Raw genomic sequence first — 23574 nt, 5'->3', positions numbered from 1 at the left:
CTACCGTCGCCGCCGTGCCGACCCCCGCCGCCCCGACCTCCGGCACCCGTGGCGTCGACCCGGACTTCCTCGCCCTCCCGCTGCGGGCGGTCGCCGACGCGGCGCTGCAGGTCGCGCGGGACGCTCGCGCCGAGCACGCCGACGTCCGCGTGCACCGGCTGCGCAGCCGGGCGCTGGAACTGCGCGACGCCCGCGTGGTGAGCTCCTCGGACACCGACCGCGTGGGCCTCGCGGTGCGGGTGCTGCGCGGGGGCGTGTGGGGGTTCGCCGCCCACGTCGACGTCACGCCGGCCACCGCGGCCGCGACCGCCCGCCGGGCGCTGGAGGTCGCCACGACCCTCGCGGCGGTCGCCCGCGAGACCGTCACCCTCGCCCCGGAGCCGGTGCACGGGGACGTGACCTGGGTGTCGGACTACGAGGTGGACCCGTTCGACGTCGCCGAGGGCGACCGGATCGGGCTGCTCGCGCAGCGCTCGTCCGCCCTGCTCGCCGCGCCCGCCGTGGACCACGTCGAGGCGGGCCTGCTCGAGGTCAAGGAGCAGACGTTCTACGCCGACCTCGCGGGCACCGTCACCACCCAGCAGCGGGTGCGGGTCGACCCGGGGGTGGGTGTGACCGCGGTCGACCGGGCGGGCGGCGGCTTCGAGTCGCTGCGCACGGTGGCGCCGCCGGCGGGCCGCGGCTGGGAGTACCTGACCGGCACCGGCTGGGACTGGGACGCGGAGCTGGCCGCGCTGCCGGAGATGCTCACCGAGAAGCTCCGCGCACCGAGCGTCGACGCCGGACCCACCGACCTCGTCATCGACCCGACGAACCTGTGGCTGGTGATCCACGAGTCGATCGGGCACGCGACGGAGTACGACCGCGCCATCGGCTACGAGGCGAACTACGCCGGGACGAGCTTCGCCACGCCCGACCTGCTCGGCACCCTGCGCTACGGCAGCGACGTCCTCCAGGTCACCGGCGACCGGACGGTGCCCCACGGGCTCGCGTCGGTGGGCTACGACGACGACGGGGTCGCGACGACCGAGTTCGACCTGATCCGCGACGGCGTCCTCGTCGGCTACCAGGTCGACCGGTCCTTCGCGCCACGCCTGGGCCTCGAGCGCTCCAACGGCTGCGCCTACGCCGACTCCGCCGAGCACGTCCCGCTGCAGCGCATGGCGAACGTGTCGATCACGCCGGCGGTCGACGACGTCTCCACGGCCGACCTGATCGGTGGGGTCGACGACGGAATCTACGTCGTCGGCGACCGCTCCTGGTCGATCGACATGCAGCGCTACAACTTCCAGTTCACCGGCCAGCGCTTCTACCGGATTCGTGACGGCGAGCTCGCCGGGCAGGTCCGCGACGTCGCCTACCAGGCCACGACCACGGACTTCTGGGGCGCGCTGGAGGCGGTCGGCGGGCCGTCGACGTGGCGGCTCGGCGGCGCCTTCACCTGCGGCAAGGCGCAGCCCGGTCAGGTCGCCCCGGTCAGCCACGGCTGCCCGTCCGCGCTGTTCCGCGGCATCAACGTCCTCAACACGCGTCAGGAGACGGAGCGCAGCGGAGCTCGACCGGACGAGGCGGAGGGCGGCCGGTGAGTCTCGTCGAGCGCGCGCTGGAGATCGCCGGACGCGTCCGGTCCGACGCCGGGGCGGCGGTGATCCTGCGCGAGACCAGCGAGGTCGTGCTCCGGTGGGCGAACTCCACGATGACGACGAACGGGGCGACCACCGACCGCACGCTCGGCCTGGTCCTCCTCGTCCCGCTCCCGAGCGGCGGGACGGGGGCCGGGGTGGTCCGGACGTCGGCGCCGGACTCGCTGCTCGCGGGCGGGGCGGAGGCCGACGCCCGCCTCACCGACGCGGTGCGCGCCGCGATCCGTGCCGCGGAGGACTCCGGGGCCGCCCGCGACGCGGCCGAGCTCCCGCCGCCGACCGGGCCGGCCGACCCCGTCGACGACCCGGCCGCCGAGACCTCGATCGGCGTGTTCGCCGACCTCGCCGCCGCCCTCGGCGATTCCTTCGGGGCCGACCACAGCGCCGGCTTCGCCGACCACCACGTGACCACGACGTGGCTCGCGACGTCGGCCGGGGTGCGGCGGCGCTGGGTCGAGCCCGCCGGCGCGGTCGAGGTGAACCTCAAGGAGTCCGGCAGCTCGGTCTGGGGCGGGACCTCGACGCGCGACTTCACCGACGTGGACCTGCCGGCCCTGCTCGGCGATCTGCGCTCGCGGCTCGCCTGGGGCCGTCGCCGGGTGGCCCTCGACCCCGGCCGCTACGAGACGATCCTGCCGCCGTCCGCGGTCAGCGACTTCATGATCTACCTCGCGTGGTCCATGGGCGGCCGACCGGCCCAGGAGGGGCGCAGCGCGCTGTCCCGGCCGGGCGGCACCCGCGTCGGCGAGCGCCTCACCGACCTGCCGCTGACCCTCGCCGGGGACCCGGACGCACCGGGCTTCCCGACCCTGGCCTACGAACCGGTGCTCGCTACGACGTCGTCCGGCGACGAGGTGTCGGTGTTCGACAACGGCGCGGCGACCCGCCGGGTGGACTGGCTGCGCGACGGGCACGTCGGCGAGCTGGCCTACCCGCGCGCGGCGGCCGCCGAGTTCGGGACGCGGTTCGCCCCGCCGGCGGAGAACCTGCTGCTCACCGGCGGGTCGTCGGCGTCGACGGCGGACATGGTCGCGGACACGCGCCGGGGCCTGCTGCTGACCTGCCTCTGGTACATGCGCGAGGTCGACCCGGAGACGATGCTGCTGACCGGGCTGACCCGGGACGGCGTCTACCTCGTGGAGGACGGCGAGGTGGTCGGCGAGGTGAACAACTTCCGGTTCAACGAGTCGCCGCTGGACCTCGTGCGCCGCGCGACCGGGGCCGGGGCCACCGAGCGGACGCTGCCGCGCGAGTGGAAGGACTGGTTCACCCGCGCCGCGATGCCGCCGCTGCGGATCCCGGACTTCAACATGTCCTCGGTGTCGCAGGCCTCGTAGCCCACGAGTAGCCCACGACCGCTCACGACCGCGGGGTCACGATGCGGCTCAACCCGGGCGGTGCGCCCAGCCCCTCGGTGACCGGGCCCTCGAGGACGGCGCCGTCGGGGGCGAAGCGCGACCCGTGCAGCGGGCAGTCCCAGCTCGCGGCGGCGTCGTTCCACGCCAGGACGCCGCCCAGATGCGGGCAGACCGCGCCCACCTCGTGCTCCACCCCGCCGACGCGGCACCGGCCGACCTTGCCGCGCAGGGTCGTCTCCACGCGGCCCTCGCCCTCCGCGAGCGGCGTCCGCGACGGCAGGTCGGGGCGGGCCCACCCGGTGGCCAGGTAGCGGGCGACCTGGCCGTTGTAGCTCGCGAGCGACGGGACGGCGTTCGCCCGGGGCCGCCGGTCGGCGGCGAGGGGCGCGGCCCAGGGGTTGTCGCGCCCGAGCACGTGGTCGGCGAGCGCCAGACCGGCCGCGGTGCCGCCGGTCATGCCCCACTTGGCGAACCCGGTCGCGACCAGCACCCGCGGCTGCAGCGGCATCGGCCCGACGAACGGCAGGCCGTCCTCGGGCTCGTAGTCCTGCGCCGACCAGCGGTGGGTGATCTCCTCGACCGGCCAGCGGGCCGCGGCCCAGTCCGCGAGCTGCCGCTCGTGCTCCGACATCGGCGTCTCCGTGCCCACCCGGTGACCGAACCCGCCGGTCAGCAGCCGGCGCTCGCCGTCGGCGACGACGGTGCGGATCGAGACCGTCGGCGAGTCCGCGGAGAGGTACATCCCACGCGGCAGGGTGTCCTGGTCGCGCACCCGCACGGCCTGGGCGTACGAGCGGGCGGGTTCCAGGCGCGCGAAGTAGAGGCCGCGGTCGAGCACCGGGGAGCCGGTCGCGAGGACGACCCGGTCGGCGCGGACGGTGCCGTGGTCGGTCCGCAGCTCCGGGGCCGCGCCGAGCGAGGCGGCCAGCGACACCGAGCGGACCCGGGTGCGTTCGTGGACCGCCTGGCCGGCCGCCACCAGCTCCCGGGCGAGGTCCTGCAGGTAGGGCACCGGGTCGAACTGGGCCTGGTCGGCGAGGGTCACCGCCTCGGACACCGCGAACGGCAGGTCCAGGTCGGCGTCGAGAGTGGCGGGCAGCCCGGCGGCACGCAGGACGTCGGCCTCCGCGCGGACCGTCCGCGCGCCCTCGCTGTCGCGACCCGCCGTCGAGAAGGTGGCGGCCGGCGCGCGCTCGAAGCCGCAGTCGACGCCCACGGCGCGGGCGGCGAGCCAGTCGAACCCGGCCCCGTGCGCGGCCAGGTAGGCCTCGACGACCTCCCGCGGGTGGTGCTGCGCGAGCGTCGAGGCCCGGGTGCCCTGCAGCAGCGAGATCTTGGCGGTGGTGTTGCCCGTGGCCACGGCGCCGAGGTGGCGGGCCTCGAGCACCGCGACCGAGACCCCGGCGCGGTGCAGCGCCACGGCCGTCGTCAGGCCGGCGATGCCCCCGCCCACCACGGCGACGTCGACCCGCAGGTCGCCGCGCAGGGGCGCGTGGGTCGAACGGTCGCGGTCGAGCCAGAGCGAGGCGTGGTGGGCGGGCAGCACGGGTGTGGTGGTGGGCACCCCGGAGGAGTAGCCGCTGCGCCGCCGCTCGCACACGGCGTCGTGCCGTGACCCAGTCGTGACCGCCCGGGTGCGGGACGGCACGCCGGAACGGGAACCCGGCTCACATGACCGAACTGGACGGCCGTCGCGGCAGCCGTGCCGGGGGCGCCGTGCGCGGCGTGCTCGGCCTCGTCGGCGGCGTCGTCCGCCTGATCACCGGCCTGTTCGCCGCGATCCTCGTGGTCCACGTCGTGCTCGTGATCCTCGGGGCGAACCCGGAGAACACCGCCGCCCGGCTGGTGGCCGCCGCCGCGGACGCGCTGACGCTCGGGCTGCGCGACCTGTTCCTGGTCGGCAACCCGACCGCGCAGGTGCTGCTGTCCTACGGCATCCCGGCGCTGGCGTGGCTGGTGATCGGGGCCGTGGTCGTCGGGATCCTGCGCCTGCTCGGCCGTCCCCGCTCCGGTCTCGCCTGATCCGACGGCACCGGCCCGGCGCGGGCACCATGGAGGCCGTGGGCAAGGTCGTCATGCGCTACCCGGGCACGGTCCTGCAGGAGAGCTGGGCCGCCGAGACCCCGCTGCGCGGCGACGTCAACGACCTCGCGGCGCTGGTCGGGGCCGGCGGGGTCTGCGTGCTCTCCGGGGCCGGGATGTCCACCGACTCCGGCATCCCGGACTACCGCGGGCCGTCGAGTGCGGCGCGGAAGCACACCCCGATGACCTACGAGGCCTTCGTGCACGACCCGGCGGCCCGCCACCGGTACTGGGCGCGCAGCCACGTCGGGTGGCCGCAGATCGGGCGGGCCCGGCCGAACCCGGCGCACGAGGCGGTCGCCGCGCTGCAGCGCTGCGGGCTGGTCACCGACGTGATCACCCAGAACGTCGACGGGCTGCACCAGGCCGGAGGCGCCACCGACGTGGTGGAGCTGCACGGGGCGCTGTCCCGCGTGGTGTGCCTGGCGTGCCGGGCGGAGTCCGACCGGGCCGCGGTCCAGGCCGAGCTCACGCGGGTCAACCCGCAGTTCGACGCGGCCGTGGCCGGGCTGCGGGACACGCAGGTGAACCCCGACGGCGACGTCGAGCTGCCGCCCGAGCTCGAGGACGCCTTCACGATGGTGGACTGCCCGGCCTGCGGCGCCGGTCCGCTGAAGCCGGACGTGGTGTTCTTCGGCGAGTCGGTGCCCCGGCCGCGGGTCGAGACGTGCTTCCGCCGGGTAGAGCAGGCGCGGGCCCTGGTGGTCCTGGGATCGTCACTCGCCGTGATGTCCGGCCTGCGGTTCGCCCGGGCCGCCGCCCGGGCGGGGACCCCGGTCGCGGTCGTGACGGCGGGTCCGAGCCGCGCCGACGACCTGGCGGACGTGCGGCTCTCGTCACCTCTCGGTGAGGTCCTTCCGGCGCTGGTCAGCGCCCTGAGAGCCTGAATCGTTCAGCTTGATCGTGGAAGTGGTGCCTCGAACACCTGCGGGCGGTTCCGTGTGCAACATCTGTCGTTAACGTCGAAGTACTCCGACGGGGCCGCACGGCGATGTGTATCGGCCGCCCGACTGCCCGCACGCCGGTGCACTCAGGCCGTGACCCCGTTGCGTGGCGACCCCCTGGTCGTCGCTCGACACTGACCGGCGAACGAGGAGTGACACGAGGCATGACGGCCGCACCGACCATCCCCGGGCTCGAGAACCCGCCGCTGCAGCGCCGCGAGGTGCTGGACTGGGTGGCGGAGGTCGCCGAGCTCACGACGCCCGACCGGGTGGTGTGGTGCGACGGGTCGCCGGAGGAGTGGACGCGCCTCACCGACGAGCTGGTCGAGGCCGGCACCTTCACGCGCCTCGACCCGGCGAAGAAGCCGAACTCCTTCCACGCCGCCTCGGACCCCGACGACGTCGCCCGCGTCGAGGAGCGGACCTTCATCTGTTCGGTCGACCCCAAGGACGCCGGGGTCACGAACAACTGGATGGACCCGGCCGAGATGAAGGCCACCATGACCGAGCTGTACCGCGGGTGCATGCGCGGCCGGACGATGTTCGTCATCCCGTTCTGCATGGGCCCGACGAACGCGGAGCAGCCCAAGCTCGGAGTCGAGATCTCCGACAGCCCCTACGTCGTGGTCTCGATGCACATCATGACCCGCATGGGTGCGGCCGTGCAGGCGCGCCTGGAGGAGTCCGGCACGGAGTGGGTGCCGGCGCTGCACTCGCTCGGCGCCCCGCTCGAGCCGGGCCAGGCCGACGTCGTGTGGCCCTGCAACGAGACGAAGTACATCAGCCACTTCCCGGAGACCCGCGAGATCTGGAGCTTCGGGTCCGGGTACGGCGGCAACGCCCTGCTGGGCAAGAAGTGCTACTCGCTGCGCATCGCCTCGGTGATGGCGCGCGACGAGGGCTGGCTCGCCGAGCACATGCTGATCCTCAAGCTGATCAGCCCGGAGGACAAGGCCTACTACGTCGCGGCCGCCTTCCCCTCGGCCTGCGGCAAGACCAACCTCGCGATGCTGCAGCCGACCATCCCGGGCTGGCGCGCGGAGACCGTCGGCGACGACATCGCCTGGATGCGCTTCGGTGAGGACGGCCGGCTGTACGCGGTCAACCCCGAGTTCGGGTTCTTCGGCGTCGCCCCGGGCACCAACTGGAGCACGAACCCGAACGCGATGCGGACCATCGAGCACGGGAACGCGCTGTTCACCAACGTCGCGCTGACCGACGACGGTGACGTCTGGTGGGAGGGCCTGGAGGGCGACCCCCAGCACCTCACCTCGTGGACCGGCGACGACTGGACGCCGGGCTCGGCCAAGCCGGCCGCGCACCCGAACTCGCGCTACACCGTGCCGATCTCGCAGTGCCCCGTCGTCGCCACCGAGTGGGACGACCCGCAGGGCGTGCCGATCTCGGCGATCCTGTTCGGCGGGCGCCGCAAGACGACGATCCCGCTGGTCACCGAGTCGTTCGACTGGCAGCACGGCACCTTCATGGGCGCCACGATGTCGTCCGAGATGACCGCCGCGGCCAAGGGCGGCAAGGGCCAGGTCCGCCGCGACCCGATGGCGATGCTGCCGTTCCTCGGCTACAACGTCGGCGACTACTTCGCGCACTGGGTGAACGTGGGCAAGAGCGCCGACGTGACCAAGCTGCCGTCGATCTTCTACGTCAACTGGTTCCGCCGGGGCGAGGACAACCGCTTCCTGTGGCCCGGGTTCGGCGAGAACAGCCGCGTCCTGAAGTGGATCATCCAGCGGCTCGAGGGCACGGCCGCCGCCACCGAGACGCCGATCGGACACGTGCCGACCGCCGATCAGATCGACATCGACGGGCTCTCCGAGCCGATCGAGGACATCGAGGCCTCGCTGCGGGTCGACCTCGACGAGTGGCGCGAGGAGCTGCCGCTGATCGACGAGTGGTTCGACAAGATCGGCGACGCCCTGCCGACTTCGATGCGGGACGAGCTCGCGGCCCTGAAGCAGCGGCTCGGCGCCTGACCCTGCACTGAGCGAAGGGCCCCTTCGATCGAGTAGATCGACCGGAGGGGCCCTTCGCTCGTCCACGGAACGGTTCCTGACGCCGGGTCGCGCGGCTCCGGCACGATGGGACACCGTGCTGGAGTTCCTCCGCGGCCTCGGTGAATCGGTCGGCCCCTGGCTCTACGTCATCGCCGGGGGGCTCGCCTTCGCCGAGGCCGCCGTCATGGTCGGGGTGGTGCTGCCGGGCGAGACGGCACTGCTCGTGGCCGGCTTCGCCGCGCACGAACGGATCATCGCCCTCGTCCCGATGATGATCGTGGCGATCGGGTGCGCGATCGCGGGTGACTCCGTAGGCTACGAGGTCGGCCGCCTCGTCGGGCCCCGCCTGCAGGCCTCCCGCGCCGGACGGTTCGTCGGCGAGCGCCGGTGGCGGGCCGGCGAGGAGTTCCTGCGCCGCCACGGCGGCAAGGCCGTGCTGCTCGGCCGGGGCACCGCCCTGCTGCGCGCGCTCGTGCCGGGCCTCGCCGGCATGGCCCGGATGCCCTACCTGCGCACGTTCCTGCCGTGGAACGCCGTCGGCGGCGTCCTCTGGGGAGGCGGCTGCGTGCTCCTCGGCTTCGTCTTCGCCCTGTCGCTGGAGACCGTCGCGCGCTACCTCGCCTGGGGACCGGTGCCCGTCGTCGTGCTCGTCGCGGGCGTCCTGGTGTGGCGTGAGACCCGTCGTCGGAAAAGAAATCGGGCATCGGGGACGGAAGGGGTTACCGAGCAGTAGACACTCTGGTGCGTACCTGTTCGCACGCCTAACATCCGCGCGTCCGCCGAGGAGTGAAGGACCGCCGATGTCGTCATCCACCCTGGATCCGCATACCCCGGATCCGGCGCCCGCGCAGCCGTCGTTCCGGTTCCGCGCGTGGAACCTGCTGCTGCTCGTCCCGCTCGTCAGCCTGATCACGCCGCTGTTCAACGTCCGCGAGCCCACGCTCGTCGGGCTCCCGTTCTTCTACTGGTTCCAGATCGCGGTCATCCCGATCGGGATCGTCTGCACGCTGACCGTCCACCTCGTGACGCGGCACGACGACGAGGAGGGGCAGCGGTGACCGGGGCACAGGTCGTGCAGCTGGTGGTCTTCCTGCTGCTGTTCCTCGCCGTGGCGGTCATGGGCTTCATGGCCAGCCGGTGGCGGCGCGCGGACGACCTGAACCACCTCGACGAGTGGGGACTCGGCGGGCGGAGGTTCGGGTCGTGGGTGACCTGGTTCCTGCTCGGCGGTGACCTCTACACGGCCTACACGTTCGTCGCGATCCCGGCGCTGCTGTTCTCCTCCGGCGCGCTGGGCTTCTACGCGGTGCCCTACACGATCATCGCGTTCCCGCTGGTCATGCTGCCGCTGCTGCGTCTGTGGTCGGTCTCGCGGGTGCACGGATACGTGACCCCGGCCGACTTCGTCCGCGGGCGCTACGACTCGCCGCTGCTGGCGCTCGCGATCGCGGTCACCGGGATCGTCGCGACGATGCCCTACATCGCCCTGCAGCTCGCGGGCCTCGAGGCGGTGCTGCGGACCATCGGGCTGAACGGCTCCGGGTTCTGGGGCCACGCCCCGCTGTTCGTCGCCTTCGTCGTGCTCGCGGCCTACACCTACCAGTCCGGGCTGCGGGCGCCGGCACTGATCGCGGTGGTCAAGGATGTCCTGATCTACATCGTCATCCTGGTCGCGATCATCTACCTGCCGCTGAAGCTCGGCGGCTTCGGCGCGATCTTCGACGCCGGGTCCGCGAAGCTCGCACAGCCCTCGCCCTCCACCGGGCAGCCCACGGGTTCGACCCTGCTGACGGCGAACAACCAGCTCCAGTACGCCACGCTGGCCCTCGGCTCGGCGCTGGCCCTGTTCCTCTACCCGCACTCGGTGACCGGGGTGCTGTCCAGCTCCAGCCGCGCGACGATCCGGCGGAACATGACCGCGCTGCCGGCGTACTCGTTCCTGCTCGCCCTGCTGGCCCTGCTCGGCTACGTCGCGATCGCGGCGGGCACCAGGCCGATCGTCAACGGCTCCACCGGGCGCCCGGACTCGAACACGATCGTCCCCGCCCTGTTCGCGGGCCAGTTCCCGGCATGGTTCGCGGGTGTCGCGTTCGCGGCGATCGGGATCGGTGCCCTGGTGCCGGCCGCGATCATGTCGATCGCGGCGGCCAACCTCTGGACCCGCAACATCTACAAGGAGTTCCTGCGCCGCGACGCGACCCCCGGCGACGAGGCCCGCCAGGCCAAGCTCGCCTCGCTCGTGGTCAAGGTGGGGGCGGTGCTGTTCATCGTCGTGGTCGACCCGCAGTTCTCGGTCGACCTGCAGCTGATCGGCGGCGTGATCATCCTGCAGACGCTGCCCGCCGTCGCGATCGCGCTCTACACCCGGTGGTTCCACCGGTGGGCGCTGCTCGCAGGCTGGGCGGTCGGCCTGATCTGGGGGATGATCATGCTCTACGGCATCCCCAACCCGGCCAACGGCAAGCAGCACTTCGGCGGCTCGGCGCTCGCGCTCGGCGGGCTGGACATCTTCGGGTGGACGCCCTTCGGCGGCTCGCGGGTGCAGATCTACGTCGGGGCGGTGGCGCTGGTGGGCAACCTGGTCGTGGCCGTGGTCGTCACGTTCGTATTGCGGGCCGCGAAGACCCGCGAGGGCGCCGACCACACCCGCTCGGGCGACTACCACGCCACCCGCGTGCCGGAGTCGACGACGCCGGACGCGGTGTCCAGCGTCTGACGGTCCGCGCCGGGCCCCCTACGATCGCGCGGCATGACCAGGGGGCCGACGGAGGAGCCGTTCCTCCCGGCCTACGGGCACGGCACCATCACCGAGGTGATGCCGTCGATGGCGGCCGCGCTCGGGGTGCCCGGGTTCGCGGACACGCTCGGGGTCGCCCGGCACGCGGGGGACGTGCACGCCGCCGGGGTCCTGCTCGTGGACGGGCTCGGCGCGGACCTGCTGGCGGCGCACCCGCACGACGCGCCGGCCCTGCTGGAACTGGCCCGGTCCGCGGACTCGCGGGAGCTGACCTCGTGCTTCCCCGCGACGACGGCGGTCAGCATCACCTCGCTGGGGACCGGGCTCACGCCCGGCACGCACGGCATCGAGGGCTACTCGATGGGGGTCCCGGCCCTCGACGAGCCCGAGGCGGCCCCGGACGTCGTCCTGAACACCCTGCGCTGGTGCTCGCACGGCGCGACCGACCCGGTCGACCTGCTCACCGAGCTCCCGCCCGAGGAGATCCAGCCACGGCCCACCGTGCTCCAGCAGGCGCTGCGCCACGGCGTCGCCGTCACCCAGGTCGCCCCGGAGGTCCAGCGACGCTCCGGGCTGACCCGGGCGGCGTTGCGCGGCGGGCGCTTCCACGGCGTGTCCGCGCTCGGCGACCTCGCGGCGGAGTTCCTGCACGGGATGGCGGTCGAGCCGGAGGAACGGGCGCTGGTCTACGCATACCACGGCGACCTGGACATGATCGGCCACCAGCACGGACCGGGGTCGCTCCCGTGGCGGATGCAGCTGCAGGTCGTCGACCGCCTGGTCGCCGCGCTGGCGGAGTGCCTGCGGCCGGGAACGGTGCTCCTGGTCGTCGCGGACCACGGCATGGTCGCCACCGACCGCGGCTGGCAGGTCGACCTCGACCACTCCCCGATGCTGCTCGCGGGGGTGCGGCGTCTCGCGGGCGAGACGCGCGTCCGCCACGTCCACGCCGTGGCGGGCGCCGCCGACGACGTCCTGGCGGCCTGGCGCTCCGAGCTCGGCGACGCGGCCTGGGTGGTGTCCCGCGAGGAGGCGGTCGAGGCGGGCTGGTTCGGCCCGCAGGTCACCGACGTGGCCCGCGGCCGCATCGGCGACGTCGTCGCGGCCGCGCGCGGCCACTGGACCCTCGTCCGCTCCCGCAACGAGCCCCGGGAGACCGCGCTCGTCGGCCACCACGGCTCGTTGACACCCGCGGAGCAGCGGATCCCCCTCGTGGTCGTCCGCGGATGACCCACCCGTGGTCGCGCGATGCCGGTGCGGCCCATACGCTGCCTTCACGAGCGCACGTGGGAAGGGGTGGCCCGTGAGCCGGCACGTGCACGACGACGCGGGGAGCCGGGACGAGGCTCCCGATTCGCTGCTGGTCCGGGTCCGCGCGTCCGTCGCGCACCACCCGCTGCTGGTCGGGGGTCCGCTGATCGCGGTGGCGATCGTCGCCGGGTTCTCCGACGTCCGCGACGCCACCCTGGTCTCCCTCGGCGCGGTGCTGGTGTTCATCGTCGTGCAGCTGTTCACCCTCGCCCACGACGACCGGCTGTGCCTGCGCTGCATCGCCGACAGCCCGTCCGACCCGGCGCGGGTCGTCGAGCGGCGCCGGCACTGGCTGCGCCTCTTCCACTCCGCGACGACGACGGCCGGGATCACGGTGCTGATCGCCGCGGCCGCCGTCGGGGTGGCCGCCGGCCTGTTCATCCGCCCGGGCTGGGGCGATCTGGTGCTGCTGCTGCCGCTGGGCACGATGGCGCTGACCGTGCTGCACCGCCGCGTGGAGCCCTGGTGCCCGTACTGCGGGTGGGGCCGCGACGACGACGGCGAGGACACCCCGGACCCCACGCCGGACCCCGACGTCGCCGCGCCGCTGACCCGTTCGTGACCGACGACGCGCCCGCCGAGGTCGCCGAGCTCGCGGGCCGCCTGTTCGACCTGGCCCGCGGCGGCGACGCCGAGGCCCTGGCGGCCTACGTCGACGCGGGCGTGCCCGTGAACCTCACCAACGGCTCCGGCGACACCCTGCTCATGCTCGCCGCGTACCACGGCCACGCCGACGCGGTCCGCGTGCTGATCGCCCGCGACGCCGACGTCGACCGGGTCAACGACCGGGGCCAGGCGCCCCTGGCGGGCGCGGTGTTCAAGGGCGAGGACGACGTGGTGCGCGCCCTGCTCGACGGTGGGGCGGACCCGCTGGGCGGGCACCCCACCGCCGTCGACACCGCCCGGATGTTCGGCCGCGAGGACCTGCTGGCCGTGCTCCTTCCTCCGTCGTGACCGGAGGCGGGCGTTCGGCCGCGAGTGCGACGTCACGCACCTTCCGGCGCCCGCCGACCTGCACCATGTCGCACTCGGACAGGTGCACGGCGGCGGATCCGGGATGACGCTGTCGCATCGCGGCGTTGCCCCGGTATGCGCATCCCGATCTCGATCCTCGACCTCTCCCCGGTCCCCTCCGGTGCGCCCGCCTCGCAGGCCCTGCACGACACCGTGGAGCTGGCGCGTACCGCGGAGGCCGCCGGGTACCGCCGGTACTGGCTCGCCGAGCACCACGGGATCGCCAGCGTGGCCAGCTCCGCGCCCGAGGTGATGATCGCCGCCGTCGGGAGCGCCACCAGCACGATCCGCGTCGGCTCCGGCGGGATCATGCTGCCGAACCACAGCCCGCTGAAGGTGGCGGAGACGTTCCGCGCGCTCGCGGGGCTGTTCCCCGGGCGGGTCGACCTCGGGATCGGCCGCGCTCCCGGCACGGATCCGCGCACGGCGATCGCACTGCGCCGCTCGCACGAGGCGCTGACCGCCGACGACTTCCCGGACCAGTTCTCGGAGCTCCGCGGCTACGTCGACGGCTTCGACGCCGACCACCCGTTCGCGGGCATCGTGGCCGCGCCGGACGACGTGCCGCTGCCGCCGGTCTGGATCCTCGGGTCCAGCTACTACGGCGCGCAGGCCGCCGCCGCCTTCGGCACCGGCTATGCCTACGCCGGCCACTTCGGCGGCGCCGACGCGGGCGAGGCCACCCGCATCTACCGGCAGTCGTTCCGGCCCAGCGACGCCGCCGGAGCACAGGGGCCGCACGTGATCCTCGGTGCCGCGGCGATCGCCCACCCGGACCCCGAGCGGGCGTACGCCCTGGGCCGGGCCAACGCGCTGTCGATGGCCCGCCTGCGCACCGGCAACCCGGGCCCGCTGCCCAGCCCGGAGGAGGCGCTCGCCCACGACTGGTCGGCCGCCGAGGAGCACGTCGCCCGCTCGATGGCGTCCAAGGTCTCCGTCGGCACCCCCGAGCAGGTCGCCGAGGACCTGGAGCGCAAGGCCCGCGAGGCGGACGCCGACGAGCTCATGATCACCACGGCGATCCACGACCCGGCGGAGCGCCGCGACTCGGTGCGGCTCGTCGCCGAGGCGCTGGGGACCAGGGTGCCTGTCGGCCTGTGAGCACTTGTGGCGGTCATGACCGCCACAAGTACTCACGAGGCGAAGCCACCTACAGCGCCGCGACGATGTCCTCCACCCGGTTCTTCGCGTCGCCGAAGATCATCGACGTGTTCTCGCGGAAGAACAGCGGGTTCTGCACGCCGGCGTAGCCGACCGCCATGGAGCGCTTGAACACGACGACGTTCTTGGCCTCCCAGACCCGCAGGACCGGCATCCCGGCGATCGGGCTGCCCGGGTCCTCCATGGCGGCCGGGTTGACCGTGTCGTTGGCGCCGATGACGAGGACGACGGAGGTGGACGCGAGGTCGTCGTTGATCTCGTCCATCTCGAGCACGATGTCGTAGGGCACCTTGGCCTCGGCGAGCAGCACGTTCATGTGCCCGGGGAGGCGGCCCGCGACCGGGTGGATGCCGAAGCGGACCTCGACGCCCTTGTCCCGCAGGCGCCGCGTCAGGTCCGCCACCGGGTACTGCGCCTGCGCCACCGCCATGCCGTAGCCCGGGGTGATCACCACCGACGACGCCTCGCGGAGCATCTCGGCCACCTCCTCGGCGCCGACCTCCCGGTGCTCGCCCTCGACCGCCGCCGCCGTCCCGGACTCCACCCCGAACCCTCCGGCGATCACCGACAGGAACGACCGGTTCATCGCCTGGCACATCACGTACGACAGGTACGCACCCGACGAGCCGACGAGCGCGCCGGTGACGATCAGCAGCGTGTTGTCGAGCAGGAAGCCCGACGCGGCCGCGGCCCAGCCGGAGTAGCTGTTCAGCATCGACACCACGACCGGCATGTCGCCGCCGCCGATCGAGGCCACCAGGTGCCAGCCGAGCACGAGGGCCACGGCGGTGATCGCGATCATGACGCCGAGCGACGGCGTCACGACGAACGCCACGGTCAGCCCGGCGAAGGCCACGAGGGCGCCGAGGTTCAGGGCGTTCTTGCCCGGCAGGGTCAGCGGCCGGGACTTCATCCGCCCGGAGAGCTTGCCGTAGGCGACGATCGAGCCGGTGAAGGTCACCGCGCCGATGAACACGCCGACGCCGACCTCGACCGAGTGGATGCCGAGCAGCTCCGGCGCCACCGTGGTCTGCGCCGCGCCGAGGGCCTCGACCTCCAGGTAGCCGTTCCACCCGACGAGCACCGCGGCGAGTCCGACGAAGCTGTGCAGCAGCGCGATCAGCTCGGGCATGCCGGTCATCTCGACCACGCGGGCCCGCCACAGCCCGATGCCGCCGCCGATGACGAAGCCCGCGACGAGCAGGGCGACCGCGCCGGCCTCCAGGGAGCCGGCGGCGAGGACGACGGTGGCGACCAGGGCCACCGTCATGCCGGCGATGCCGTAGACGACGCCGTTGCGGGCGGTCTCGTGGCGCGAGAGGCCCGCGAGGCTCATCACGGTGAGCAGGGCGGCGACGATGTACGCGGCGGTGGCCGCGGTCTCGGGGCTCATGCGGCCGGACCCTTCGTGAACATGGCGAGCATGCGGCGGGTCACCGCGAAGCCGCCGACGATGTTGATGCTGGCGAGCACGATCGCGACGAACGCGAGGACCGACACGACGGGGCCGTGCTGCCCGAACTGCAGGAGCGCGCCGACGACGACCACGCCGGAGATCGCGTTGGTCACCGACATCAGCGGCGTGTGCAGGGCGTGGTGCACCTTGCCGATGACGTAGTAGCCGATGACGACGGCGAGCACGAAGACCGTCAGGTTCGTGGCGAGCTCGGCGGGCGCGAACGCGGTCGCCAGGAAGAGCAGGGCCAGCCCGGCGGCGATCGCCCCGTAGCGCCACGCGGGCGAGCGGGGCTTCGCCGGCTCGACGACGGGCGTGGACTCCTCGATCGCGGGCGCCGCGGCGGGCGCGGCCGAGACCGACACCGGGGGCGGCGGCCACATCACCTCGCCGTCCTTCGCCACCGTCATCCCGCGCACGACGACGTCGTCGAGGTCCAGGACGAGCTCGCCGTCCTTCTCGGGCGTGAGCAGCTTCATCAGGTTGACCAGGTTCGTGCCGTAGAGCTGCGAGGCCTGGGCGGGCAGCCGGGCGGCGAGGTCGGTGTCGCCGATGATCGTGACGCCGTTCGAGGTGACGACGACCTCGTCGGGCACGGAGCCCTCGACATTGCCGCCCATCCCCGCGGCCATGTCCACGACGACGCTGCCGGGCTTCATCGACGCGACGTCGGCCGCGGTCAGCAGGCGGGGGGCGGCGCGGCCGGGGATGAGCGCGGTCGTGATGACGATGTCGACGTCCGCCGCCTGCTCGGAGTAGATCTCCGCGGCGCGTCGGTCGTAGGCCTCCGAGGTGGCGCGGGCATAGCCGTCGGTGGAGCGCTCCTGCTCCACGTCCACCGTCAGGAACTCCCCGCCCAGCGAGCTGACCTGCTCGGCGACCTCGGGGCGGGGGTCGGTGGCCCGGACGATCGCGCCCAGCGACGACGCCGCCCCGATCGCCGCGAGCCCGGCCACGCCGGCGCCCGCCACGAGCACCTTGGCCGGCGGCACCTTGCCCGCGGCGGTGACCTGTCCGGTGAAGAAGCGCCCGAACCGGTTGGCCGCCTCGATCACCGCGCGGTAGCCCGCGATGTTGGCCATGGAGCTGAGCACGTCCAGCGACTGGGCCCGCGAGATGCGGGGCACCGCGTCGGTGGCCAGCACCGTGATGCCCCGGGCGGCGAGGTCGGCGACCAGCTCGGCGTGCTGGGCGGGCGCGACGCGACAGACCAGCGTCGCCCGCGCGCGCAGGCGCGCCAGGTCGTCCGGTGCCGGAGTGTTCACGGCGAGGACCACGTCGGCCGACCACGGATCGCCGAGCTCGGCCCCGGCGGCGACGTAGGCCTCGTCGGGGACGTCGGACCGGGCGCCGGCGCCCGGCTCGACGGTGACCGTCCAGCCGAGGTTCTGCAGCCCGATCACCGTCGCCGGCGTCGCCGCCACACGGGTCTCGCGTTCCCGGGTCTCCCGGGGGACACCGATGCGCACGCTCGCGCCCCTTCTCGTCGGGCCCCGCTCGGGGGGCCTGCTCCGGCTGCCGGGTCCACCGACCGCCGTGCGGCGGACAGTAGACCTGGGCCTGGCCCCAGGATGTGACCTGTCTCGCTTCGGGGCAGGCTGAACGATCGAGGTGATCACCGTCGCACCGGGCTCGGGGAGCTCACGGGGCGCTCGCGCAGCCGTAGCGCCCGCGTAACGGCGGTGCAATGGCCGGCACGCACCGTGGGTCGTCGTGGCTGCCGGTCCGATCGACACGCACTGCCCCTACTGCTCCCTGCAGTGCGGCATGACGATCACGGCGCGGCCGGAGTCCGCGGGCGGCGGGTACGCAGTGGCCGGCGCGAACTTCCCGACGAACCGCGGCGGGCTCTGCGAGAAGGGCCTCAGCGCCGCCGAGCTCCTCGTCCACCCCGACCGGCTGACGACGCCGCTGGTGCGCGACCACCGCGACGAGCCGTTCCGGGGGGCGACCTGGGACGAGGCGCTGGACCGGGTCGCAGCGGGGCTGACGGTCGCGCAGGAGCGGTTCGGGCCGGACGCGGCCGGGCTGTTCGGCGGGGGCGGCCTGACCAACGAGAAGGCCTACCAGGCCGGCAAGTTCGTGCGGGTGGCGCTGCGCAGCGCCTCGATCGACTACAACGGCCGGTTCTGCATGTCCAGCGCCGCGTCGGCGTCGACCCGCGCGTTCGGGATCGACCGCGGCATGCCGTTCCCGCTCGCGGACGTCGCCCGGGCGGACACCGTCCTGCTCGTGGGGTCCAATCCCGCCGACACGATGCCGCCCGCGATGCGCTGGTTCGCCGCCGGGCGCGAGCGCGGGGCCCGCCATCTGGTCGTCGACCCGCGGTACACCGCGACCGCCGCGGCGGCGGACGTGCACCTCCAGCCGGTGCCGGGCACCGACCTCGCGCTCGCGAACGGGCTGCTGCACCTCGCGATCAAGCTCCGGCTCGTCGACACCGCCTACGTCGCGGACCGGACGACCGGGTGGGACGCGGTCCGGCGGGCGGCGCGGCAGTACTGGCCGGACCGCGTCGAGCGGATCACCGGCGTCCCGGTGCGGGTCATGGAGCGCACGGTGCGGATGCTGGCGGAGTCCCGCGCCACGATGATCCTCTCCGCCCGGGGCGCCGAGCAGCACGCCACGGGGTCGGACACCGCGCTGGCGTGGATCAACCTGGCCCTCGCCCTCGGGCTGCCCGGCCGCCCGTCCTCGGGGTGGGCGACGCTGACCGGCCAGGGCAACGGGCAGGGCGGTCGCGAGCACGGGCAGAAGGCCGACCAGCTCCCCGGCTACCGGATGCTCGCCGATCCCGCGGCGCGCGCCCACGTGGCCGGGATCTGGGGGGTGGACCCCGACGAGCTGCCGCGGCCCGGCGTGTCCGCCTACGAGATGCTCGACCGTCTCGGGACGTCCGGTGGCGTGCGGGCGCTGCTGGTCATGGCCTCGAACGTCGCCGTGAGCGCGCCCCGGGCCGCCCACGTCCGCGAGCGGCTGGCGGCCCTGGACTTCCTCGCCGTCTCCGACCTCTTCCTCTCCGAGACCGCCGAGCTCGCCGACGTCGTCCTGCCCGTCACCCAGTGGGCGGAGGAGGAGGGGACGATGACGAACCTCGAGGGCCGGGTGCTGCGCCGGCGACGGGCGGTGGCGGCCCCGACAGGCGTGCGTTCGGACCTGCAGGTCCTGCACGACCTGGCCGGTCGTCTCGGGCGTGGCGCGTTCTTCTCCGACGACCCGCGCACGGTGTTCGACGAGCTGCGCCGCGCCTCGTCGGGCGGGAAGGCGGACTACGCGGGCATCTCCTACGAGCGCATCGAGGCCGAGCGCGGCGTCTTCTGGCCCTGCCCGGACGACGACCACGCCGGCACCCCGCGGCTGTTCACCGACCGCTTCGCCACTCCCGACGGTCGGGCCCGCTTCCACGTCGTCCACCACCGCGCATCGGCCGAGACCCCGGACGCCGAGTACCCCTACCGCCTGACGACGGGCCGCTCGCGCGCCCACTACCAGTCCGGCACCCAGACCCGGCGGACCAAGACGCTGCTCGAGGCCGAGCCCGAACCCGTCGTCGAGATCCACCCCGACCTCGCGGCGCGCGTCGGGGTCGCCGACGGGGGCGACCTGCGGCTGCGGACGCGGCGCGGCACCGCGCGGATGCGGGTCCGGCTGTCGCGGGAGATCCGGAGCGACACCGTGTTCGCCCCGTTCCACTGGGGCGGCGAGCAGACGGTCAACGACCTGACCAACCCCGCGCTTGACCCGGCCTCCCGGATGCCGGAGTTCAAGGTCTGCGCGGTCGCGCTGGAACCCACCACCACGGAGGACGCCCGATGATGACCACACCGCGCTTCCTGCAGGGCGCGTTCGCCTTCGAGGGGCAGGGGCTGGACAAGCCGGCGCTGCTGCACCCGTCGCTGACCTACACCGTGCCCGAGGGCGTCACCGGCCAGGTGCTCTACGTGCGGGCCGGCAACTCCTCCGACGAGCTCGCGACAGTGGTGCTCGTCTTCGACGGCGCTCCCGCCCGGTGGCTGCCGGTGGGCGCGACGGCGGACATGCACGTCTCGCTGCGGGTGGTGGAGGACCTGCTCGCCGGCAGCACGGTGGAGATCCACTTCTCCGCGCCCACCGGGGTGTCCGGGACGCTCGTCGTCGACTGCGGTCTGGTGGAGGTCTGATGACGGAGACGCAGCGGAGCGGAGCTCGACCCTCGGGGACGGCCCTGGAGGAGCGACCCGCCGGGGCCGGGACCCCGGAGCCCGCCCGCGCGCGGCTCGTCGTCGTCGGGAACGGGATGTCGGGGGCCCGGGCGCTGGAGGAGATCCTCGCGCGTGGCGGCGGGGACCTGTTCGACATCACGGTCTTCGGCGAGGAGCCGTACGGCAACTACAACCGCATCCTGCTCTCCGAGGTGCTGGCGAACGCGGCCTCGGGCGGGGAGGACGACGAGCTGTTCCTCAACCCCGTCGACTGGTACGCCGAGAACGGCATCACGCTGCACGCCGGCGTCCGGATCGTGCGCATCGACCGGCACGCCAAGGTGGTGCTCGGCGACGACGGGTCGGTCACCGCCTACGACACGTTGATCCTGGCGACCGGCTCGCGCTCGTTCTTCCCGCCCGTCGAGGGGATGTGGGCGTCGCGGACGGCCCTGACGCCGGGCGTGTTCGGGTTCCGGTCGCTCGACGACGCCCAGGGGATGCTCGCGCACGTCCGGGAGCACCGGACGGCCGTCGTCATCGGGGGCGGTCTGCTCGGGCTGGAGGCGGCCGCGGGCCTGCAGGCGCACGGGGTGGCCGTGCACGTCGTGCACCCGACCGAGGTGCTGATGAACCAGCAGCTCGAGGCCGAGGCGTCGAAGGTGCTGCGCTCGAAGCTCGAGGACCTGGGGATGCACATGCACCTCGGGGTGCGGACCTCGGAGCTCCTCGTCTCCGACGGGGCCGTGTCCGGGGTGCGGTTCAGCGACGGGTCGGACCTGGCGTGCGACATGGTCGTCGTCACCGCGGGCATCCGCCCCAACATCGGGCTGGCGATGGTGAGCGGGCTCGAGACGCAGCGCGCGATCGTGGTGGACGACCGGATGCGCTCGGTGGACGACGAGTCGATCTTCGTCGTCGGCGAGTGCGCGCAGCACCGCGGCGAGGTCTACGGCGTCGTCGGGCCACTGTGGGAGCAGGCGGAGGTGCTCGCCGACGTCGTCACCGGGGCGAACCCGGACGCGGAGTACCACGGGTCGCGGCTCGCGACGAAGCTCAAGGTGGCCGGGGTCGACGTCGCGCAGATGGGCCTGAAGACCCCGGAGCGTGCGACCGACGAGTTCGTGCAGTTCTCCGAGACCGGCCGCGGGGTCTACCAGACCGTGATCATCCGCGACGGCACGCTGATCGGGGCGACGCTGGTCGGCGACGTCTCGAAGGTCGCGGCGCTGACCCAGGCGTTCGACTCCCGCTCGGCGCTCCCGGAGGAGCGGGTCAAGCTGTTGTTCGACCTGGGCGCGGCGGGCGGCTCGGCCTCGGCCGCCGACCTGCCCGACGACACCCAGATCTGCCATTGCAACGGCGTCTCCAAGGGCGACCTGGTGGCGTGCGTGCACGGCGGCGCGGAGTCGGTGTCGGCGTGCATGACGGCGACCCGTGCCGGCAAGGGCTGCGGGTCGTGCAAAGGGCTCGTCACGGAGGTCGTCGAGGCGGCGCTGGGCGGGGCGGGGGCCGAGGATCCCGCCGACTCGTACTACGTGCCGGCCATCCCGCTGGACAAGCCGACGCTGATGGCGGAGATCCGGTCGCGGGGCCTCCGGTCCGTCTCGGCGGTGTTCGAGGCGCTCGCCCCGGAGGGGAGGGACCACGTCGGCTCGAAGATGGGCCTGACGGCGCTGCTGCGGATGATGTGGCCGGACGAGTTCGTCGACGAGCGCGACGGCCGGTTCATCAACGACCGGGTGCACGCCAACATCCAGCGCGACGGCACGTTCTCGGTGGTGCCACGGATGTCGGGCGGGGTGACCACGCCGGAGCAGCTCCGCCGGATCGCCGACGTCGCCGAGAAGCACGACATCCCGATGGTCAAGCTGACCGGCGGGCAGCGCATCGACCTGCTCGGCGTGCCGAAGGAGAAGCTGCAGGAGGTGTGGGCGGACCTGGACATGCCGTCGGGGTGGGCCTACGGGAAGTCGTTCCGGACGGTGAAGACCTGCGTCGGCACCGACTTCTGCCGCTTCGGGCTCGGGGACTCCACGAAGCTCGGGATCGACCTCGAGGAGCGCTACAAGGGCATCGAGGGCCCGGCGAAGATGAAGCTCGCGGTGTCCGGCTGCCCGCGGAACTGCGCGGAGTCGATGGTCAAGGACGTCGGGCTCGTCGCGGTCGACGGGGGGCAGTGGCAGATCTACGTCGGCGGGGCGGCGGGCGCGACGATCCGGAAGGGCGACGTGCTCGCGACCGTGGACTCGCACGACGAGGCCGTGCGCATCACCGGCCGGTTCCTGCAGTACTACCGGGAGAACGCCAACTGGCTCGAGCGGACGTACGACTTCGTGCCGCGAGTGGGTCTGGACCACCTGATCGCCGTGGTCGTCGACGACACGGAGGGCATCGCGGCGGAGCTCGACGCGCGGATGCAGCAGGCGGTCGACGCCTACGTCGACCCCTGGGCCGCCGACCAGCGGGAGGCGACGCCGGGCCAGTTCCACGACGCGTTGCCGATGGTGCCGCTGCCGCAGGTCCCGGTGCGGTCGTGACCGGGGCGCTGTCGGTACGGCTCGGGCCGGTCGCCCAGATCCCGCTCGGAGAGGGGCGGGCGTTCCTGGTCGGGGACGAGCCCGTGGCGGTGTTCCGGCCGCGGTCGGGCGGGCTGCACGCGCTGCGGGCGACCTGCCCGCACCGGGGCGGGCCGCTGGCCGACGGGCTCGTCGACGCGGAGGTGGTGATGTGCCCGTTGCACAACCACCAGTTCCGGCTGACCACGGGGGCGTGCGTCTCCGGGGGCGGGGTCGACGACGTCGCGGTGTACAGCGCGAGCGACGAGGACGGCGAACTCGTGGTGAGTCTCGTGGCCCCGTAGGGCAGGCTCTGCTCCCGTGACCGGCGACGAGCTGCTCCTCCAGGCCACCGCGTTCGCCGACGCGGTGAGCGCCCCGGCCGCCGGGGACCACCTCGCGGCGCCGGTGCCGACCTGCGGCGACTGGACCGTGCGCGACCTCGCCACCCACCTCGGGCGCGTGCACCGTCGCGTGACCGCGACGATCACGACGGGCGCCGAGCAGATGCTCGCCCGCGACGCCGAGGTCCCGGACGGGGTGCCGCCGGAGTCCCGGGACGAGGTCGCCACGTGGCTGCTCCGTGGGGCGGCGGCGCTGGTCGCGACGTTCGCCGGCGCCGACCGCGACCGGGAGTACGGCGGCTTCACCGGCTCCGTGGACCTCGCGTTCTGGGAGCGGCGCCAGCTCCACGAGACGCTCGTGCACCGGCTCGACGCCGAGCTCGCGGTCGGGTTCGAGCCGCTCGCCGACGTCGCCCCCGAGCTCGCCGTCGACGGCATCGCGGAGTGGTACGACCTGCTCACCGCCTACCGCAGCGGGTCCCGGCGCGTGCGCGGCTCCGGCGAGACGATCCACCTGCACGTCACGGACGCCCCCGACGGCGAGTGGCTGATCCGGCGGGGACCCGAGGGTGTGGCGATCACGCGCGAGCACGTCAAGGCCGACGTGGCCGTGCGCGGACGGGCCGTCGACCTGCTGGCGGTCGTCACCGGACGCGCGGAGCTCGGGCACGCCGAGGTGATCGGCGAGCCCGCGGTGGCCCGGGACTGGTTCGCCGTCTCCGCCCTGGGCTGACGTCGCCCGGCCGGAACGAACGACTCGTTCGTGCAGCCAG

The 23574-nt window shown here is 73.7% G+C and carries 20 protein-coding genes; 17 read left to right on the top strand and 3 right to left on the bottom strand.

Annotated features, from left to right (window positions below; translation table 11 throughout):
* Positions 1-14 precede the first annotated feature (14 nt).
* On the top strand, positions 15-1586 hold the full coding sequence (locus WCD74_RS18200) for a TldD/PmbA family protein (protein ID WP_337696287.1): 1572 nt from the start codon (positions 15-17) through the stop codon (positions 1584-1586).
* Positions 1583-2980, top strand: a complete 1398-nt coding sequence (locus WCD74_RS18195; RefSeq protein ID WP_337696286.1) for a metallopeptidase TldD-related protein — start codon at positions 1583-1585, stop codon at positions 2978-2980. The genes WCD74_RS18200 and WCD74_RS18195 overlap by 4 nt, the downstream gene beginning before the upstream one ends.
* Before the next feature lie 22 nt (positions 2981-3002).
* On the opposite strand, the gene WCD74_RS18190 is transcribed toward WCD74_RS18195, so the two are convergent.
* Positions 3003-4601, bottom strand: a complete 1599-nt coding sequence (locus WCD74_RS18190) for an FAD-dependent oxidoreductase (RefSeq protein ID WP_337696285.1) — start codon at positions 4599-4601, stop codon at positions 3003-3005.
* A 71-nt stretch (positions 4602-4672) separates the two neighbouring features.
* On the opposite strand from WCD74_RS18190, the gene WCD74_RS18185 reads away from it, so the two are divergent.
* The 10 genes from WCD74_RS18185 to WCD74_RS18140 all read left to right on the top strand — a co-directional run bounded on the left by WCD74_RS18185 (position 4673) and on the right by WCD74_RS18140 (position 14202).
* A complete protein-coding gene (locus WCD74_RS18185; RefSeq protein WP_337696284.1) occupies positions 4673-5023 on the top strand; it encodes a hypothetical protein in 351 nt (116 codons plus the stop codon).
* 53 nt (positions 5024-5076) lie between these two features.
* Positions 5077-5970 carry an NAD-dependent protein deacetylase gene (locus WCD74_RS18180; protein WP_373696100.1) on the top strand — a complete coding sequence of 298 codons (894 nt, stop codon included), beginning with the start codon at positions 5077-5079 and terminating at the stop codon, positions 5968-5970.
* A gap of 221 nt (positions 5971-6191) precedes the next feature.
* Positions 6192-8018 (top strand): phosphoenolpyruvate carboxykinase (GTP), encoded by a 1827-nt coding sequence (locus tag WCD74_RS18175; protein WP_337696282.1) that lies wholly within the window; start codon positions 6192-6194, stop codon positions 8016-8018.
* A 115-nt stretch (positions 8019-8133) separates the two neighbouring features.
* Entirely contained in the window at positions 8134-8772 is a 639-nt protein-coding gene (locus tag WCD74_RS18170; protein WP_337696281.1) for a DedA family protein, read from the top strand.
* A 67-nt stretch (positions 8773-8839) separates the two neighbouring features.
* The gene (locus tag WCD74_RS18165; protein ID WP_337696280.1) at positions 8840-9097 is read left to right on the top strand and encodes a DUF3311 domain-containing protein; all 258 of its coding nucleotides are present in this window, start codon (positions 8840-8842) and stop codon (positions 9095-9097) included.
* Positions 9094-10755, top strand: a complete 1662-nt coding sequence (mctP, locus tag WCD74_RS18160) for a monocarboxylate uptake permease MctP (protein WP_373696098.1) — start codon at positions 9094-9096, stop codon at positions 10753-10755. Before WCD74_RS18165 ends, mctP begins: the two co-directional genes overlap by 4 nt.
* Positions 10756-10788: 33 nt before the next feature.
* Entirely contained in the window at positions 10789-12006 is a 1218-nt protein-coding gene (locus tag WCD74_RS18155; protein WP_337696279.1) for an alkaline phosphatase family protein, read from the top strand.
* Positions 12007-12079: 73 nt separating this feature from the next.
* Positions 12080-12649, top strand: coding sequence for a hypothetical protein (locus WCD74_RS18150; protein ID WP_337696278.1), 570 nt, complete (start codon positions 12080-12082; stop codon positions 12647-12649).
* Positions 12646-13041 carry an ankyrin repeat domain-containing protein gene (locus WCD74_RS18145; RefSeq protein WP_337696277.1) on the top strand — a complete coding sequence of 132 codons (396 nt, stop codon included), beginning with the start codon at positions 12646-12648 and terminating at the stop codon, positions 13039-13041. Before WCD74_RS18150 ends, WCD74_RS18145 begins: the two co-directional genes overlap by 4 nt.
* Before the next feature lie 135 nt (positions 13042-13176).
* Entirely contained in the window at positions 13177-14202 is a 1026-nt protein-coding gene (locus WCD74_RS18140) for an LLM class flavin-dependent oxidoreductase (RefSeq protein ID WP_337696276.1), read from the top strand.
* A gap of 49 nt (positions 14203-14251) precedes the next feature.
* Here WCD74_RS18140 and pntB read toward each other — a convergent pair whose 3' ends face one another.
* Both pntB and WCD74_RS18130 read right to left on the bottom strand, forming a co-directional pair.
* Positions 14252-15655, bottom strand: a complete 1404-nt coding sequence (pntB, locus tag WCD74_RS18135) for a Re/Si-specific NAD(P)(+) transhydrogenase subunit beta (RefSeq protein WP_337696275.1) — start codon at positions 15653-15655, stop codon at positions 14252-14254.
* Positions 15652-17187, bottom strand: a complete 1536-nt coding sequence (locus WCD74_RS18130; RefSeq protein ID WP_337696274.1) for a Re/Si-specific NAD(P)(+) transhydrogenase subunit alpha — start codon at positions 17185-17187, stop codon at positions 15652-15654. Before WCD74_RS18130 ends, pntB begins: the two co-directional genes overlap by 4 nt.
* 244 nt (positions 17188-17431) lie before the next feature.
* On the opposite strand from WCD74_RS18130, the gene WCD74_RS18125 reads away from it, so the two are divergent.
* The 5 genes from WCD74_RS18125 to WCD74_RS18105 are packed head-to-tail and all read left to right on the top strand — an operon-like array spanning position 17432 to position 23534.
* On the top strand, positions 17432-19534 hold the full coding sequence (locus WCD74_RS18125) for a molybdopterin oxidoreductase family protein (RefSeq protein ID WP_337696273.1): 2103 nt from the start codon (positions 17432-17434) through the stop codon (positions 19532-19534).
* The gene (locus WCD74_RS18120; RefSeq protein WP_337696272.1) at positions 19531-19878 is read left to right on the top strand and encodes a molybdopterin oxidoreductase; all 348 of its coding nucleotides are present in this window, start codon (positions 19531-19533) and stop codon (positions 19876-19878) included. The genes WCD74_RS18125 and WCD74_RS18120 overlap by 4 nt, the downstream gene beginning before the upstream one ends.
* Positions 19878-22439, top strand: a complete 2562-nt coding sequence (gene nirB, locus WCD74_RS18115) for a nitrite reductase large subunit NirB (RefSeq protein ID WP_337696271.1) — start codon at positions 19878-19880, stop codon at positions 22437-22439. The genes WCD74_RS18120 and nirB overlap by 1 nt, the downstream gene beginning before the upstream one ends.
* Entirely contained in the window at positions 22436-22762 is a 327-nt protein-coding gene (locus WCD74_RS18110) for a Rieske (2Fe-2S) protein (RefSeq protein WP_337696270.1), read from the top strand. The genes nirB and WCD74_RS18110 overlap by 4 nt, the downstream gene beginning before the upstream one ends.
* A 16-nt stretch (positions 22763-22778) precedes the next feature.
* Entirely contained in the window at positions 22779-23534 is a 756-nt protein-coding gene (locus tag WCD74_RS18105) for a maleylpyruvate isomerase family mycothiol-dependent enzyme (RefSeq protein WP_337696269.1), read from the top strand.
* Positions 23535-23574 lie beyond the last annotated feature (40 nt).

The organism is Actinomycetospora aurantiaca (assembly GCF_037401875.1).
Lineage (GTDB): Bacteria > Actinomycetota > Actinomycetes > Mycobacteriales > Pseudonocardiaceae > Actinomycetospora > Actinomycetospora aurantiaca.
The sequence above is the reverse complement of the archived record's forward strand: the minus strand, read 5'-3'. Positions and strand labels throughout refer to the sequence as shown.

What these genes read in the sequence shown, in the direction of transcription:
- WCD74_RS18140 (WP_337696276.1), top strand. Translation starts at nt 13,177, where the DNA reads ATGCGCATCCCGATCTCGATCCTCGACCTCTCCCCGGTCCCCTCCGGT.
- WCD74_RS18175 (WP_337696282.1), top strand. Translation starts at nt 6,192, where the DNA reads ATGACGGCCGCACCGACCATCCCCGGGCTCGAGAACCCGCCGCTGCAG.
- pntB (WP_337696275.1), bottom strand. Translation starts at nt 15,655, where the DNA reads ATGAGCCCCGAGACCGCGGCCACCGCCGCGTACATCGTCGCCGCCCTG.
- WCD74_RS18155 (WP_337696279.1), top strand. Translation starts at nt 10,789, where the DNA reads ATGACCAGGGGGCCGACGGAGGAGCCGTTCCTCCCGGCCTACGGGCAC.
- WCD74_RS18165 (WP_337696280.1), top strand. Translation starts at nt 8,840, where the DNA reads ATGTCGTCATCCACCCTGGATCCGCATACCCCGGATCCGGCGCCCGCG.
- WCD74_RS18185 (WP_337696284.1), top strand. Translation starts at nt 4,673, where the DNA reads ATGACCGAACTGGACGGCCGTCGCGGCAGCCGTGCCGGGGGCGCCGTG.
- nirB (WP_337696271.1), top strand. Translation starts at nt 19,878, where the DNA reads ATGACGGAGACGCAGCGGAGCGGAGCTCGACCCTCGGGGACGGCCCTG.
- WCD74_RS18180 (WP_373696100.1), top strand. Translation starts at nt 5,077, where the DNA reads ATGCGCTACCCGGGCACGGTCCTGCAGGAGAGCTGGGCCGCCGAGACC.
- WCD74_RS18120 (WP_337696272.1), top strand. Translation starts at nt 19,531, where the DNA reads ATGATGACCACACCGCGCTTCCTGCAGGGCGCGTTCGCCTTCGAGGGG.